This window comes from Hyphobacterium indicum (assembly GCF_003129605.1).
Classification (GTDB): Bacteria; Pseudomonadota; Alphaproteobacteria; order Caulobacterales; family Maricaulaceae; genus Hyphobacterium; species Hyphobacterium indicum.
Genome location: NZ_QBDX01000003.1, coordinates 44,680 through 61,233, shown reverse-complemented (window position 1 = coordinate 61,233; position 16,554 = coordinate 44,680). Strand labels below are relative to the sequence as shown.

Annotated in this window: 12 protein-coding genes and 3 tRNA genes; 13 read left to right on the top strand and 2 right to left on the bottom strand. The window is 60.7% G+C overall.

Annotation, left to right across the window (positions count from 1 at the left end; all coding sequences use genetic code 11):
- Position 1: 1 nt before the first annotated feature.
- Positions 2–436: a hypothetical protein gene (locus tag DBR16_RS07450; RefSeq protein WP_109260647.1), complete on the top strand. Its 435-nt coding sequence runs from the start codon at positions 2–4 to the stop codon at positions 434–436.
- A gap of 374 nt (positions 437–810) precedes the next feature.
- Here DBR16_RS07450 and DBR16_RS07445 read toward each other — a convergent pair whose 3' ends face one another.
- On the bottom strand, positions 811–2,169 hold the full coding sequence (locus DBR16_RS07445) for a sodium:solute symporter family protein (protein ID WP_109260646.1): 1,359 nt from the start codon (positions 2,167–2,169) through the stop codon (positions 811–813).
- A gap of 5 nt (positions 2,170–2,174) precedes the next feature.
- Positions 2,175–2,951, bottom strand: coding sequence for a TrmH family RNA methyltransferase (locus DBR16_RS07440; RefSeq protein WP_109260645.1), 777 nt, complete (start codon positions 2,949–2,951; stop codon positions 2,175–2,177).
- 140 nt (positions 2,952–3,091) lie between these two features.
- Between DBR16_RS07440 and DBR16_RS07435 the strand changes: the two genes are divergently transcribed.
- The 12 genes from DBR16_RS07435 to rpoB all read left to right on the top strand — a co-directional run bounded on the left by DBR16_RS07435 (position 3,092) and on the right by rpoB (position 16,531).
- Positions 3,092–3,177, top strand: a tRNA-Tyr gene (locus tag DBR16_RS07435).
- Between the two features lie 124 nt (positions 3,178–3,301).
- Positions 3,302–3,375, top strand: a tRNA-Gly gene (locus tag DBR16_RS07430).
- A gap of 876 nt (positions 3,376–4,251) precedes the next feature.
- The gene (gene tuf, locus DBR16_RS07425; protein WP_109260644.1) at positions 4,252–5,427 is read left to right on the top strand and encodes an elongation factor Tu; all 1,176 of its coding nucleotides are present in this window, start codon (positions 4,252–4,254) and stop codon (positions 5,425–5,427) included.
- A 419-nt stretch (positions 5,428–5,846) separates the two neighbouring features.
- The gene (locus tag DBR16_RS07420; protein WP_161539436.1) at positions 5,847–8,669 is read left to right on the top strand and encodes a TonB-dependent receptor plug domain-containing protein; all 2,823 of its coding nucleotides are present in this window, start codon (positions 5,847–5,849) and stop codon (positions 8,667–8,669) included.
- Between the two features lie 152 nt (positions 8,670–8,821).
- A tRNA-Trp gene (locus DBR16_RS07415) sits at positions 8,822–8,897 on the top strand.
- Positions 8,898–8,944: 47 nt separating this feature from the next.
- Positions 8,945–9,202 carry a preprotein translocase subunit SecE gene (gene secE / locus DBR16_RS07410; protein WP_109260642.1) on the top strand — a complete coding sequence of 86 codons (258 nt, stop codon included), beginning with the start codon at positions 8,945–8,947 and terminating at the stop codon, positions 9,200–9,202.
- Positions 9,203–9,217: 15 nt separating this feature from the next.
- A complete protein-coding gene (gene nusG / locus DBR16_RS07405) occupies positions 9,218–9,751 on the top strand; it encodes a transcription termination/antitermination protein NusG (RefSeq protein WP_109260641.1) in 534 nt (177 codons plus the stop codon).
- A gap of 80 nt (positions 9,752–9,831) precedes the next feature.
- A complete protein-coding gene (gene rplK, locus DBR16_RS07400; RefSeq protein ID WP_109260640.1) occupies positions 9,832–10,263 on the top strand; it encodes a 50S ribosomal protein L11 in 432 nt (143 codons plus the stop codon).
- Between the two features lie 5 nt (positions 10,264–10,268).
- Positions 10,269–10,979: a 50S ribosomal protein L1 gene (gene rplA / locus DBR16_RS07395; protein ID WP_109260639.1), complete on the top strand. Its 711-nt coding sequence runs from the start codon at positions 10,269–10,271 to the stop codon at positions 10,977–10,979.
- Positions 10,980–11,283: 304 nt separating this feature from the next.
- Positions 11,284–11,796 (top strand): 50S ribosomal protein L10, encoded by a 513-nt coding sequence (rplJ, locus tag DBR16_RS07390; protein ID WP_109260638.1) that lies wholly within the window; start codon positions 11,284–11,286, stop codon positions 11,794–11,796.
- 54 nt (positions 11,797–11,850) lie between these two features.
- Entirely contained in the window at positions 11,851–12,228 is a 378-nt protein-coding gene (gene rplL, locus DBR16_RS07385; protein ID WP_109260637.1) for a 50S ribosomal protein L7/L12, read from the top strand.
- Between the two features lie 223 nt (positions 12,229–12,451).
- Entirely contained in the window at positions 12,452–16,531 is a 4,080-nt protein-coding gene (gene rpoB, locus DBR16_RS07380; protein ID WP_109260636.1) for a DNA-directed RNA polymerase subunit beta, read from the top strand.
- Positions 16,532–16,554 lie beyond the last annotated feature (23 nt).

Sequence of the window (16,554 nt, the reverse complement as noted above, 5' to 3'; positions counted from 1 at the left end):
TATGCTTCGACTCATTCTCATCATCTCGGCTCTGGCAGTCGGTTTCGTTGCCATCGGCGAGTTGTCATTGGTCGATGCCCAGCAACGCGCCGTCTTGCGCCAGACGCAGGCTCAGACTCAGACCGACACAAGCTTCAGTGACGCATTCCAGTCCGCAATGGAAAGCGGTGATTATGTGCAAGCGGCGGCTCTGGTCAGCTCCGGGCGCGCGACAGGTCATCGTCAGCATCGCGCCATGACGCCATCCGCTTCGTCGTCGGCCGCCACCAGCCTGGCTGCCAACACGCCGCCGCCAGAGACCGCCGACTATACCTGCAACAGTGGCAATTGCGCGTGTGCGGGGGCATCGGACTGTGTGGCCATGGCACCGATCTGTGTCGAGGGCACGATCGGCTGCAATGACTATGGCTGCACCTGTCAGGAAGCGACCGAATAGATCTGCTTCGCTGAACCGGGAAAGGGCAGGGCGTCGTCTTTTACGCCGCCCCCCTTGGCGCGACATCGTCTTGTCTATTCGCCACCCCACATGGGGCACAGACGATTGCGCGGGAATTCCATGCGCGACCGAGTTTCCCCGGCAACGTTAAAGCCTTCTTCGGCGATCCGCTCGCCGAGCTCTTAGAGCGCATTGCGCTTCCCGGCGTCCTTGATCAGGCCTTCGATCAAGGCAATGGCGACAGTGTGCTCGCCATTGGTGACGGGCTTGACCTCGTAATAGGTGGCCAGGGGGTGGAAAGCGGCCGAGCCCGGCTTGCCCTGCCCCCTGGAAAGCCCGAAATCCGCTACCCGGATGCGGCCGATCCGCCGGGTTTATCGATTCCGGAACGCCAGCGCAGTGGAGAAATAGGCTAACGCTGCGGCTGCAATCGACAGCATGAAGGCGCCCGGCAGGGCAAAGACCCATTCGGCCAGCAAAATCGCCGCCAGCCCGCACAGAATGGCAGCGATGGCCGAGATTTCACCGCCGGCGCGGTTGTGCAGACCCGCCAGCACGCAGATCAGCAGTCCGGCGCTTCCGAGCGACGAGGCCAGTTCGACGAGCCCGTAAATGGTTTCCCCCGAGAGCGCGATGAGCAAGGCGGCGATACCGGCGGTGACCGTCAGAATGCGGGCAATTTTCAGCCGCTCGCGCTGGTCTGACGCCGGCCGGATGCGGGCATAGATATTTTCAGTCGCCAGCGCCGCAATCGCCAGCAGTGCCGAATCAACAGTCGAGAGCACGGCGGAAAACAGGGCCCCGGCAAAGATGACGAACAGAAAGGACGGCATCAGCTCGCGCGCCAGAACCGGCAGGAAGAGGTCCCCTTCGCCGGTTTCGATCCCGAGGCCCGGGGCGATAAGCCCGAATGCCAGCGGGATCAGCCCTACCAGGAGATAGAGCCCGGCAGCGATCAGTCCGCCGGTCCGCGCGACCGCAGCGGAACGCGCGCCGAGAAAGCGGGCGATCGGTTCCTGCGCGACGAGACTGCCGAGGATCGGGATCATCCAGACATCCAGCCGCTCCACCCAGCTCTCGCCGGGGCCAACCAGACGCAGGCGTTCCGGATCAATCGCCGCCAGTGCCGCGCCGGGGCCGCCGGCCGCGGCGAGCATCAGGGCCAGCAGCAAGACCAGGCCGACAAGCAGAATCGCGCCTTGCATCATGTCGGTGATCACATCACCCAGCAGACCGCCGAGCGACGTGTAGACGATGACCAGCCCCGTTGCCGCGAGCAACATCGGGACGACACCCATGCCGGTGACAACGGCCATCAGGGTTGCCATGGCCAGCAATTGCGCGGCCGCCCAGATCACCGAGGTGGGAATGGCGACCAGCACGGCCAGCGTCTCCGCACGGGGTCCGAAGCGGTCGCGGAAAAAATCGGCCAGGGTGACATAGCCGCGCTTGCGGAACTGGCCGGCAATCAGCAGTGCCATCAGGAGAAGGGTGATGGCATAGCCAAAGGGTTCGGCGCGTGCGCCCGCCAGCCCTTCCCGGGCAATGGTCGCGGTCGATCCCAGCACCGTTTCGCCGCCAAACCAGGTGGCAAAGACCGAGAGACCGACCGCGATGACGCCGAGGCGGCGGCCCGCAATGAGATAGTCGGTATCGGAGGCGGTGCGCCGCGACGCCCAGGCCGCTATGGCCAGTTGCAGGATGACATAGCCGAAAACGGCCGCAGCCATCATTGCTGTCAGTCCCGTGCGGCATAGGCGGCATACAGCGCAATGGCCGCGGCCGTCGATATGTTCAGGCTCTCGATATTGCCCGTGGTCGGGATCGAGACGAGAAGATCGCAATTGGCGGCGATGCGCGGGCGCAGGCCCTTGTCTTCTGCGCCCATGACCAACACCAGTCCGGGGCCGCCATGCTGGGCGATGGCCTCGGGCAGGGTGGTGGAGGCGCCGCCGTCAAGGCCGATGACGAAACGCCCGGCCTCTTTCAGCTCGATCAGCGTGTCGGCGATATTGGTGACGCGGACATGACGCACGGTCTCGCTTGCGCCGACAGAGGCCTTGGCGAGTGCGCCGAAGAGGGGCGGGGCCTTGCGGTCCTGCAGGATGACGGCGCGGGCACCGAATGCGGCCGCGGACCGGAAGACCGCGCCGACATTGTGCGGATCGGTAACCGAATCGAGCACGACTAGAATGCCATGGGTCGGATCTGCGACCGCTTTCACCGATTCCGGCTCGGGCGCGGTAGCGCGCATGGCAAAGCCCTGATGCACGGCGCCATCGGGCAGATGGGCGGAAATCGCGTCCGGCTTCATATCCTCGAATGGCGTGCCCTCCGGCACTTCGCGCTGGGCGTTCAGGGTCAGCAGCAGGCGTTTCACTTCACGGCGCGGATTTGCCAGCGCGGCCAGGACGGCATGGCGGCCCCACACCCAGCCGATATTATCGCTTTCAAAATCGCGTGAAGACCTTGTTTTATATGCTGAATTGGGGCGGTTGCGCCCTTGGTTCTTCATCACTATAGTCCGCGCTCCGTTGATCGGGGCCTCCTGTAACGCCGCCGTGCGACTGCAATCCGGACCGGATTGACGGAGACGATGTGTTGCATCGGCGTTTTATCTGGCGATAAGACGTTTGTCGCGCATCGAATGCGTATGGAGGGGTGGTCGAGTGGTTAAAGGCACCAGACTGTAAATCTGGCCGCGAGAGCGTACGTTGGTTCGAATCCAACCCCCTCCACCAGCCTTCGCTGACGAAGTCAGAGGAGGCTGCCACGCTGGAGCCCGAAGGGCGAAAGCGGGCACGTGTCGCCGTCAGCTTCGGCTGGGCAAGCCCGGACGCCAGGATCACGGCGGACGGACGCGATGCGGGTATAGCTCAATGGTAGAGCAGCAGCCTTCCAAGCTGAATATGCGGGTTCGATTCCCGCTACCCGCTCCAGCCTTCGCTCGCTGCGCGAGCTTCGGCTGGGCAAGCCAGCCCATAGAATTCGAGCGGAGGCTGTCACGCCGTAGCCTTGGCGAAGGCGGACCACCACATTTCAGCCAGGAAAACCTGATTTTCGCTCGCTGCGCGAGCTTCGGCTGGGCAAGCCAGCCCATAGAATTCGAGCGGAGGCTGTCACGCCGTAGCCTTGGCGAAGGCGGACCACCACATTTCAGCCAGGAAAACCTGATTTTCGCTCGCTGCGCGAGCTTCGGCTGGGCAAGCCATTCATGTTGATCCTCCCTCGCCTCCGCTCGGTCGGTCCTCGCTAAAGCTGCGGGCGCGCGGTCGCGCTTGCCTAACCCTTGCGGGTTCGGGGGCTGACTTATTGTTTCCGCTGCGCGCGGCCCGGGCGCTTGTTGCCACCGCTGATGCTACGGGCCGTGCTCACATGAAACGCGCTCCCCCGCCGTCGCGGGGGCAGGCAGGGCTGGGGCGCTGACGGGTTTGAAATTATTAGCAAAACGGACTTTGCTGCGGGCGCGCGGTCGCGCTTGCCGAACCCTCGCGGGTTCGGGGGCTGTCTTTTTGTTTCCGCTGCGCGCGGTCCGGGCGCTTGTTGCCCCCTCTGATGCTACGGGCTTGCATGAAACGCGCTTCCCCGCCGTCGCGGGGGCAGGCAGGGCCGGGGCGTTGGCGGGTCTGATGAGTCCGGCAAGCCAGACCATATATACGGCACGAAGGCTGTCTGTGTCACACCCGGCCTGTCTATGCAGATGGATTGCCGCAAGCCTCTTGCGTTTATGACAAGCGGACGTTATCCCCCGCGCTCAGTTTTAATGCGCGCCGATCCCGGTGCCGTATTCGGTCAGATCACAAGGAAGAAGAGACATGGCCAAGGAGAAGTTTGAGCGGAACAAGCCGCACGCGAACATTGGCACGATTGGTCACGTTGACCATGGCAAGACGACGCTGACGGCAGCGATCACGAAGTATTTCGGTGATTTCAAGGCGTATGACCAGATTGACGCTGCGCCGGAAGAGAAGGCCCGCGGGATCACGATTTCGACGGCACATGTGGAATATGAGACGGACAATCGTCACTATGCGCACGTCGACTGCCCGGGCCACGCTGACTATGTGAAGAACATGATCACGGGTGCGGCCCAGATGGACGGTGCGATTCTGGTTGTGAACGCAGCGGACGGCCCGATGCCGCAGACGCGCGAGCACATCCTTCTGGCGCGTCAGGTGGGTGTTCCGGCTCTGGTGGTGTTCCTGAACAAGGTTGACCAGGTGGATGACGAGGAGCTTCTGGAGCTCGTCGAGATGGAAGTGCGCGAGCTTCTGTCCTCCTATGAGTTCCCGGGCGACGATATTCCGATCATTGCCGGTTCGGCGCTGGCGGCGCTGGAAGGCCGTGATCCGGAGATTGGCGAGAACAAGATCCGCGAGCTGATGGCGGCTGTGGATGAGTATATCCCGACCCCGGAGCGTCCGGTGGACCTGCCTTTCCTGATGCCGATCGAGGATGTGTTCTCGATTTCGGGCCGGGGGACGGTTGTGACCGGCCGGATCGAGCGCGGCATTGTGAAAGTGGGCGAAGAGATCGAGATTGTCGGTGTGCGTGACACGGTGAAGACGACCTGCACGGGCGTCGAGATGTTCCGCAAGCTGCTGGATCAGGGCCAGGCGGGCGACAATGTCGGCGTGCTCCTGCGCGGTATTGACCGTGAGGGTGTGGAGCGCGGCCAGGTTCTGGCCAAGCCGGGTTCGATCACGCCGCACGCGAAGTTCGAGGCGGAAGCCTATATCCTGACCAAGGAAGAGGGTGGCCGTCACACGCCGTTCTTTACCAATTACCGCCCGCAATTCTACTTCCGGACGACGGATGTGACGGGTGTTGTGACCCTGAAAGAGGGCACGGAGATGGTGATGCCGGGCGATAATGCCGAGCTGAGCGTTGAACTGATCACGCCGATCGCGATGGATCAGGGCCTGCGCTTCGCGATCCGCGAAGGCGGCCGCACGGTCGGCGCCGGCGTGGTCTCCAAGATCACCGACTAAAGCCACGTCCCATACGAGACCGATCAGGGGCGTTGCCACACCGGCAGCGCCCCTTTTTCGTGCCGGAAGGGGTTTGCGGATTTTCCGAATCGCCAAGCATGAACGGAAGTTAAGGTGACAGTAATCCCCTCGGGCGGGATATTGAGCCGGTCTGCAAATCCTGTCTCAAGCGAATATGCGACGATTCCGCAACACCTGTGTGGGCATCTCACCGCCCGGCCGCGGTAATTACATTGCAATCATTGACCCCCAGAGACGCATGCGTCACCATTTGTGACGGTGCTGTGTCGTAATTGCGACTCGGTGATAACAGGGGGCAACCCGAAAAACCAAAGCGGCCGGGTCAACCGGCTTTGTTGATACTGTTAATGACTCGGAGGGAATTCAGAGTGAAACAGAGAACTCTCAAGGCTTGCCTGATGGCAAGCACGCTCATCGGCGGACTGGGCCTCGCGGCTCCCGCCCTTGCGCAAGACGGTGCGTCGGAAGACCGCATCATCGTGACCGGTTCACGGATCGGCCGCAGCGAGCTGACCTCGGTCAGCCCGATCACAGTCGTCAGCCAGGATGACCTGAATGTTCAGGCTGTCCGGACGCTGGAAGACTTTGCCGACCAGATCACATTCGCGCCGGGTGGGGAAACCAACTCGCGCATGAATAACGGTTCGGGCGGACAGGCGACCATCTCGCTTCGCGGCCTCGGCCCGCAGCGGACACTGGTCCTCGTCAATGGCCGCCGTACGACACCGAACAATACCGGTGGTACGGCTGACCTCAACCTGATTCCGGTCTCGCTGATCGGCCGTGTTGAAGTGCTGCGTGACGGTGCCTCGACGGTTTACGGTTCGGACGCGATTGCCGGCGTGGTCAACATCATCACCCGTGATGATGTCGAAGGCTTTGAAGCTTTCGGTCAGTATGATGTGACGGGTGAAGGCGATGGCCAGATCTATCGTTACGGCCTGACTTTCGGCCGCTCCTTCGATGGTGGCCGCTTTACCGCCAATCTCGAATATTTCGATCGCGGCAGCATCAGGCAGGGTGACCGTCCGTTCTCGGCCTGTCCGTGGGCTGAAGTCGGTGGCCAGCTGATCTGTGGCGGCTCCGGCACATCCTATCCGGGGCAGATTTTTGCCTCCGGTCCGGGCGCTGTGGCGGCCATCAATAATGGCGGCGGCGTCATCCTTGATCCGACCACCAATACGCTGCGGGCTTTCACGCCGGCCGATGGCTTCAACTTTGCGACGGCCTCCTACATGGTGACGCCGCAGGAAGTCTTCTCCGGTTTCTTTGATGCCGAGTATGACGTTCTGAACTCTGACCGCTTCGGTCAGGCGACGGCCTATGGTGAATTCATGTTCGCCCAGCGCTCCTCGCAGCAGCAGATGGCACCTGTGGGCACTTTCTGGTTCCCGCTGGTTCCGGCTTTCCACCCGAACAACCCGACCGGTGAGGATGTTTTCATTGCCCGCCGTCTGGCAGAGCTGGATAGCGGCCGTTTCTTCACCCAGGACGCCACGGCTTGGCGGTCGATCTTCGGTCTTGAAGGCATGCTGCCGGCCGGCATTTTCTGGGATACGTCCCTGTCCTATGGCCGCTATGTTGATGCTCAGGTCGTTGACGGTCAGGCCAACCCGATCCGGGCGGCTCAGGTGCTCTGTAATGACCCAGCATCGCTTGCTGCCGGTTCGTGTCAGACCCCGGCCAATCTGATCTGGGACCCGTTCCGCGTTGATACGCTGACCGATACCATCGCCAACTACATGCTGGTGCGTCACTCACCGGTGTCCCGTCAGACCCGTTTGTCCTTCCAGGCGAACCTGTCGGGTGATCTGGGTGGCCTGCAGCTTCCGGGCGGTGAAATCGGCTGGGCTGTGGGTTATGAGCGCCGCCGGGATACCGGTGAGTTCATCCCCGATGGTGCGGCACAGATCGGTCAGATCTACTTCGTCTCGGGCAACTCGACGCAAGGTGAAACCACGTCGCAGGAATTTTATGGTGAGGTCCGCCTTCCCATCCTGTCCGGTGTTGAATTTGCGGAGATTCTGGCGGTCGAGCTTTCGGCCCGTTCGTCAAACTATGACGTGACCGGCACGAATGTGAACTCGTCCTTTGATGCCAACACCTATGCCATCAAGGCCGAGTGGGCGCCGAATGATCAGGTCCGTGTCCGCGGGTCGTTCTCGACCGGCTTCCGGGCTCCGTCGATCGGCGAGCTCTTCGCACCGCAGGCCCAGACCGCTCTGCAGTACACGGATCCGTGTACGAATTACGGGACCAACAACTCGGCCAGTGCCACGCTGATTGCCAACTGTCAGGCTGATGGCCTGCCGGGCAATTTCACCCTGACCTCGACGCAGGCCGCGGGTGTTGCCGGTGGTAACCCGAACCTGCAACCGGAAGAATCGGAAGGTTACACCTTCGGTGTGGTGTTCACGCCGTCGGGGACCCCGATCCTCGAGGACTTCACCTTCTCGGCGGACTATTTCTCCTTCGAGATCACGGGGGCTGTGGGTTCGGCTGACGTCAACACGATTGCCAATTCGTGCTACAACTCACCGAACTTCTCGGATCCGCTCTGCGCCCTGATCGCAGGCCCGGGTTATTCGGGCGTGACCGGTTCGCCTCTGGCCGCTCCCCTTCCGGGACCGGGTGGGGCCCGCCGTTCAGCGGTCGGTGTTCTGGCCGGTGTTCTGGTGACGAATGCCAACCTGTCGACCTATGAGACGTCGGGTGTCGATATCGGAATTGATTATTCCGGTCCGACCTTCGACATCTTTGAATCGACGGCGCAATTCGTGGCCGGTCTGGACATCACCTATCTGGAAAGCTTCGCCTATCAGGTGCTTCCGGGTGGTGCGGTGTCTGAATACGCAGGCCGTTTTGCCCAAGACCCGTTCACGGGTACGCCGGCGGCCTTCCCGGAAATCACCGCCCTGCTGCGTCTGGGTGTGGTCTCGGATAACTGGCAGTTCAACTATGTTGGCCGGTATATCGACGAAGTCACCGACTTCTCGTCGAACCCGAACAATGTGTCGAACACGGCAGAGCGTGTCTTCTATCATGACGTCCAGGCTGCTTACGACTTTGTCGACAGCGGTGTTGGCCTGACCTTCGGTGTGCGCAATCTCGCCAACGAGACGCCGCCTTATGTCTCCAACAATGACGACATGAACACACTGAACCAGACCTATGACACGGCTGGCCGTTACTTCTACGGCCGGGTCACGATCCGCCGCTAGGCAGATCGGTCATAGACCAGGATGTGCGGCGGGCTTCGGCCCGCCGCATTTTTTTGCAGAAGGCTGTTTGCAAATAACCGGGCAGGGTGTAGAAGCCGACGCTCGACGCGCAGCTGACGAAGCTGAACGGAGTGTTTTTTGCGTTCTGTTGTAGGGGTGTAGCTCAGCTGGTAGAGCATCGGTCTCCAAAACCGAGGGCCGGGGGTTCGAGTCCCTCCGCCCCTGCCATTCGAACGAGGACTGGCAAAACGCTGGTGACGGATTAAATAGGTATAATGGCCAAGACGATCGGAAAAACCCCACCTGTCAAAAAGGACGACGCGCCCGCGCCGAAGAAGAAACGGACGAATCCGTTTCAATTCTTCCAGCAGGTCCGCCAGGAAGGCCGCAAGGTCACCTGGACGACGCGTCAGGAAACGATTGTCTCCACGATCATGGTCCTGATCATGGCCGTGCTTGCGGCCCTGTTTTTCTTTGTCGTTGATTCGGGTATTTCCTTCGGGATTACCTGGATTTTGCGTCTTGGCGCTTAGGGGAGTCCGGAACTCATGGCTTCCAGATGGTATATCGTTCAGGCCTATTCCAACTTCGAGAAGAAGGTGGCAGAGGCGATCAAGATCGAAGCGGCCCAGCAAGGGCTGGAAAGCTGCTTTGAAGAAATTCTCGTTCCGACCGAAGAGGTCATGGAGGTGCGCAAGGGGCGCAAGGTCCAGTCCGAACGCAAATACTTCCCGGGTTATGTGCTGGTGAAGATGGATTTGACGGATGCTGCCTACCACCTCGTGAAGAATACGCCGAAAGTCACGGGTTTTCTGGGGTCCGGCAACAAGCCGATGCCCGTATCCGAGACCGAGGTGAAACGCATTCTGGGCCAGATGGAAGAGGATGCCGAGCGTCCGATGCCGACGGTCCATTACGATATCGGTGAGACGGTTCGTGTCACTGACGGCCACTTCCAGAGCTTCAACGGCATCGTGGAGGAAGTGGACGAGGAGAATGCCCGCCTGAAAGTGGCAATCAATATATTCGGCCGGGCCACGCCGGTTGAGCTCGACTACGGTCAGGTCGAAAAAGCGGCCTGATCATACATCCGGGTGCGGGAGGCTGCGGGCAAGACCATGCCGTGGCCGTACCGCGCCCTCCCTGACTGGAGACGAGGGAAATGGCGAAGAAAATCAGCGGCTATATCAAGCTGCAAGTTCCGGCCGGGGCGGCCAATCCGTCCCCGCCAATCGGTCCGGCGCTGGGTCAGCGCGGGGTCAATATCATGGAGTTCTGCAAGGCGTTCAACGCCAAGACGCAAGAGATGGAAAAAGGGATGCCGATCCCGACCGTCATCACCGTCTTTCAGGACAAGTCCTTCACGTTCGAGACCAAGACACCGCCTGCCAGCTTCTATCTGAAGAAGGCGGCCAAGGTTCAAAAGGGTTCCGGCACGGCGGGTTCTGCTGCGCCGATCGCCAAGGTGACGATGGCGCAATGCCGCGAGATCGCCGAAGCGAAAATGCCCGATCTGAACGCAAATGATCTTGATCAGGCCACGAAAATCATCGCGGGTTCTGCCCGTTCGATGGGCCTGGATGTGGTGGAGTAAGTCCGATGGCAAAAGTAGCAAAGAGAATTGGCGCTGCGCGCGCCGGGCTGGATCGCGACAAGCTGCACACGGTTGAAGACGCCGTGGCGTTCGTGAAAGCCAATGCCACCGCCAAGTTTGACGAGACCATCGAGGTCGCGATCAATCTGAATGTCGATCCGCGTCATGCTGACCAGATGGTCCGCGGCGTCTGCAGCCTGCCCAATGGCACGGGCCGTTCGGTCCGGGTGGCGGTTTTCGCCAAGGGCGCGAAAGCCGAGGAAGCCACGAAGGCGGGTGCCGAGATTGTCGGTGCCGAAGACCTGATGGAAGAAATCCAGGGCGGACGGTCCGATTTCGACAAGGTCATCGCGACGCCGGACATGATGCCGCTGGTCGGCCGTCTGGGCAAGGTTCTGGGTCCGCGCGGCCTCATGCCGAACCCGAAGGTCGGCACGGTCACCATGGATGTCACCAAGGCGATTGAAGCGTCCAAGGGCGGTGCGGTTGAATTCCGGGCCGAGAAGGCCGGGATTGTTCATGCCGGTGTCGGCAAGGCCAGCTTCACGGAAAAGGCGCTGAACGAGAATGTGAAGGCTTTCCTTGATGCGATCGTCAAGGCCAAGCCGTCCGGTGCCAAGGGCACCTATCTGAAGAAAATCGCGCTCAGCTCCACCATGGGGCCGGGCGTCAAGATCGACATTTCCGAAGCCGCGGCTGCAGCGCCGTCCGCCTAGGGCTTGTCAAGAAGGAGTTCTGGTGGTTAACACCGCCGGTCCGGGCGGAAGCGGCATTGTGCCAATTCCGTCCAACCTGTCCGAGATCGCAGGGGGCTGACCATCGGGTCGGTCTTAATTCCGCAAGGGCCCTGAGTGAGACAGAGCAAGAATTCGTCGCCCCGCCCTGGCGGTGGTGCCGGTTCGGGCCCTGGGACAGGAATGCGCTACGGCTGCGTGTTCTGATCCGTTCGCGGGGCAGGCACAGACCGCAGCGCCTTCACCGGGCGCTTCATGGGGAAGTGTCCTAACAGGGAGACCGCAAATGGATCGTATGACCAAGGAAGCCTCCGTCGAAGAGCTGAAAGGCATCTTCTCGAGCGGTTCCGTGGTCATTGCTCACTATACGGGCATGACCGTTGCGGAAATGACAGACCTGCGCACCAAGCTCCGGGCAACCGGCGGCACATTCAAGGTGGTGCGTAACCGTCTCGCCAAGATTGCTCTTTCGGGCAAGGCGTCGGAAAGCGCTTCGGAATATTTCAACGGTCCCGTCGGGATCGCTTATTCCGAAGACTTCACGGCGGCTCCGAAAGCGGCTGTCGACTATGCCAAGGGTAATGACAAGTTCCAGATCCTCGGTGGCTTCATGGAAGAGGAAGTGTTCGACGCCAAAGGCGTTGAAGCGCTCTCCAAGATGCCGTCGCGTGAGGAACTTATCGGCACCGTGGCGGCCCGTCTTCTGGGCCAGGCAGGCGAAATCGTCTCGCGGATCAACTCTCCGGCACAGACGCTGGCGGGCCAGATCCAGGTGATCGGCGAAAAAGCCGAATCCTGAGGCACGTCATTCTCCGCTCTCGAACTGACACCATTTATCAAGGACTGAAATCAAATGGCTGATGTAGCTAAACTCGCAGAAGAACTCCTGGGCCTGACCATTCTGGAAGCCAAGGAACTGAACGACATCCTGGAAGAAAAAGGCATCAAGCCGGCCGCTGCTGCGGTCGCTGTTGCCGGTCCGGCTGCTGGCGGTGACGCTGGTGCCGCAGCTGAAGAGAAGGACGATTTCGACGTCATTCTCGTCGCTGCAGGTGACAAGAAAATCAACGTGATCAAGGAAGTGCGCGCGATCACGGGTCTCGGCCTCAAGGAAGCCAAGGATCTGGTTGAAGCTGGCGGCAAGGCCGTCAAGGAAGCCGCTCCGAAGGCTGAAGCCGAAGAGATCAAGAAGAAGCTCGAAGACGCAGGTGCGACTGTCGAGCTGAAATAGGTTCTGCTTGCAGGACCTTCAGGGATATTGACGGACGCATGGGGTTTCCATGCGTCCGTCGACCCGTCTCTGAAACAGAATTCGCCGGTCACAGGCCGCCTGCGCTGTGACTGGCCCGACGCTTTCCGCCCCTTGACCGGGTGGCCGGCGGAGCAGGCAGCCGCATCATTCCGATGCGGGACTGGAACACAAAGGTGCAGCTGACGCTGCAAAGGGAGCCGACATGGGTCTGTCGTTCACCGGCAAAAAGCGCATTCGCAAATCTTTCGGAGTTATTCCCGAAACCGTCCCGATGCCAAACCTGATCGAGGTGCAGAAAAGCTCCTATGATCAGTTCCTGATGAAAGACATCCCCGCTGCCGAGCGCGGCGACGAGGGTCTTCAGGCGGTTTTCAAGTCCGTTTTTCCGATCAAGGATTTTTCGGAGAAATCGGTTCTGGACTTCGTGTCCTATGAATTCGAGCCACCGAAATTCGACGTCGATGAATGCGAGCAGCGCGATCTGACCTACGCCGCGCCGCTGAAGGTGAAAATGCGTCTCGTCGTGTTCGATGTGGACGAGGAAACCGGTGCGCGCTCGGTCAAGGACATCAAGGAGCAGGACGTCTATATGGGCGACATCCCGCTGATGACCGACAAGGGCACATTCGTCATCAACGGCACGGAACGCGTGATCGTATCGCAGATGCACCGGTCGCCGGGCGTGTTCTTCGATCACGACCGGGGCAAGACCCATGCTTCCGGAAAATTCCTGTTTGCCGCACGCATCATTCCGTATCGCGGTTCCTGGCTCGACTTCGAGTTTGACGCCAAGGATGTGGTTCACATGCGTCTCGACCGCCGCCGCAAGCTGCCGGCGACGACGCTCATGTATGCGCTCGGTATGGACCGCGAGGAAATTCTCGCCGCCTTCTATGACCGCATCACCGTGAAAATGGTCAAGGGCGGGTGGGCGATTCCCTTCGTCAAGGAACGCTGGCGCGGAGCCAAGCCGTCCTTTGATCTGATCGACGCGAAATCCGGCGAAGTCGTTGCACCGGCCGGCAAGAAAATTGCCGCCCGCGCGGCCAACAAGCTGGCCGAAGACGGACTCAAGGACATCCTTCTCAGCGATGAAGGCCTGATGGGCCGTTTCGTCGCCGAGGATCTGGTGAATGTCAAAACCGGCGAAATCTATGCCGAAGCCGGCGATGAAATCACCGAGGAAGTGATCGAGGCGCTGCGCGAGCAGAAATTCAAATCGCTCGATATCCTCGACATCGATAACCAGACCAAAGGCCCCTATATCCAGCAGACCCTCGCGGCCGACAAGAATGACACGCGCGACCAGGCTCTGGTCGATATCTACCGCGTGATGCGTCCTGGCGAGCCACCGACGCCGGAAACGGCCGAGGCCATGTTCCAGGGCCTGTTCTTCGATTCGGAACGCTATGACCTGTCTGCGGTGGGCCGCGTGAAAATGAATATGCGCCTTGATCTGGATGCGCCGGATGATGTCCGGGTGCTCCGCAAGGAGGACATTCTGGCGGTTCTCAAGACGCTGGTCGGTCTGCGCGATGGCCACGGCGAAATCGACGATATCGACAATCTCGGCAATCGCCGTTTGCGCTCGGTCGGCGAGCTGATGGAAAACCAGTACCGCATTGGCCTTCTGCGCATGGAGCGGGCGATCAAGGAACGGATGAGCTCGGTCGATATCGAAACCGTCATGCCGCATGATCTGGTCAATGCCAAACCGGCCGCCGCCGCGGTTCGCGAATTCTTCGGCTCGTCGCAGCTGTCGCAATTCATGGACCAGACCAACCCGCTGTCGGAAGTCACCCACAAACGCCGCGTTTCGGCGCTCGGGCCGGGTGGTCTGACGCGTGAACGGGCCGGTTTTGAAGTCCGCGACGTGCACCCGACCCACTATGGCCGGATCTGCCCGATCGAGACGCCGGAAGGTCCGAATATCGGCCTGATCAACTCGCTGTCGACGTTTGCCCGTGTCAACAAGTACGGCTTTATCGAAAGCCCGTACCGCAAGGTGGAAAACGGCAAGCTGACCGATGACGTGCACTATCTCTCCGCCATGGAAGAGGCGCGCTACAACATCGCCCAGGCGAATGCGACGGTCAGTGCGAAGGGCATGCTGGACAATGAATTCGTCAACTGCCGTGTGGGTCCGGGCCGCGATGCGACGCTGATCCCGCGCGAGGATGTGGACTATATCGACGTGTCGCCGAAACAGGTTGTTTCGGTTGCGGCCGCATTGATCCCCTTCCTCGAGAATGATGACGCCAACCGCGCGCTCATGGGATCGAACATGCAGCGTCAGGCGGTTCCGCTTCTGCAAGCCGAAGCGCCGCTGGTCGGCACCGGCATGGAAGAAGTCGTGGCCCGCGATTCCGGTGCGGCGATTGCGGCGCGCCGTGATGGTGTGATCGAGCAGGTGGATGCCACCCGTATCGTGGTCCGCGCCACAGGTGATGTGGATGCGGCCCAGTCCGGCGTGGACATCTACCGTCTGGCCAAATTCCAGCGTTCGAACCAGTCGACCTGTATCAATCAGCGTCCGATCGTGAAGGTCGGCGATGAAGTGCGGGCAGGGGACATCATTGCCGATGGCCCGTCGACCGATCTCGGCGAGCTGGCGCTTGGCAAGAATGTGCTCGTCGCCTTCATGCCCTGGAATGGCTATAACTTCGAGGACTCGATCCTCATCTCCGAACGCATCGTGCGGGATGACGTGTTCACGTCGATCCACCTCGAAGAGTTCGACATCATGGCCCGGGATACCAAGCTGGGGCCGGAAGAGATCACACGCGACATCCCCAATGTCGGTGAGGAAGCGCTCCGCAATCTCGACGAGGCCGGCATTGTGTCGGTCGGTGCCGAGCTGGAAGCCGGTGACATTCTCGTCGGCAAGGTGACTCCCAAGGGCGAGAGCCCGATGACGCCGGAAGAGAAACTTCTGCGCGCCATCTTCGGTGAAAAAGCCTCCGATGTCCGGGATACGTCATTGCGGCTGCCGCCGGGCACAACCGGTACGGTCGTCGAGGTCCGCGTCTTCAACCGTCATGGCGTCGACAAGGATCAACGCGCCATTGCCATCGAGCGTGAGGAAATCGAACGCCTCGGCAAGGACCGTGATGACGAGCTCACCATTCTGGAGCGCAATATCTATTCGCGTCTCGGTGACCTGTTGCTCGGCAAGAAGGCAACCTCCGGGCCCAAGGGCTTCAAAAAGGGTGAGGTCACCCAGGAAGCGCTTGATGATCAGCCGCGCAGTCAGTGGTGGAAAATCGCCATCGACGACGAAAAGGCGATGGGCGAAATCGAAGCGCTGAAGAAGCAGTATGACGACTCCAAGGCACGGCTGGACCGCCGCTTCGAGGACAAGGTCGACAAGCTGCAGCGCGGCGATGAAATGCTCCCGGGCGTGATGAAGATGGTCAAGGTCTTTGTGGCCGTGAAGCGCAAGCTTCAGCCCGGCGACAAGATGGCCGGCCGTCACGGCAACAAGGGTGTGATCTCGAAAATCGCACCGATCGAGGATATGCCGTATCTGGAAGACGGAACGCCGGTTGATCTGGTGCTCAATCCGCTCGGCGTGCCGTCGCGGATGAATGTCGGCCAGATTCTGGAAACCCATCTGGGCTTTGCCTGTAAGGGCCTCGGACGTCAGATCGGCGAGCTCTATGAGGGCTACAAGCGGGATGGCAAGACCCAGGAACTGAAGGCCAAGCTGGCTGAAGTTTATGGCAAGGACCAGGAATTGCCGAAGTCGGACGAGGACCTGGCAGAGCTGGGCCGCAATCTCGCCAATGGCGTTCCGATTGCGACGCCGGTCTTTGACGGGGCCCGCGAGCCCGATATTGTCGACCATCTGCGAATGGCCGGTCTGGATGAATCCGGCCAGTCCAAACTCTATGATGGCCGCACCGGTGAGATGTTCCGCCGCCGCGTGACAGTGGGCATCAAGCATCTTCTGAAGCTGCACCACCTGGTCGATGACAAGATCCACGCGCGTTCGATCGGACCGTACAGCCTGGTGACCCAGCAGCCGCTGGGCGGCAAGGCCCAGTTCGGCGGTCAGCGCTTCGGCGAGATGGAAGTCTGGGCTCTGGAAGCCTATGGCGCCGCCTACACGCTGCAGGAAATGCTGACGGTGAAGTCGGATGACGTCGCCGGCCGGACCAAGGTCTATGAGGCGATTGTCCGCGGCGACGACACGTTCGAGGCCGGTGTTCCGGAAAGCTTCAACGTGCTGGTCAAGGAAATGCGTTCGCTCGGCCTGAATGTCGAACTGAAGAACGAGTAGTTTTTAAATTCCGGCGGAGCTTG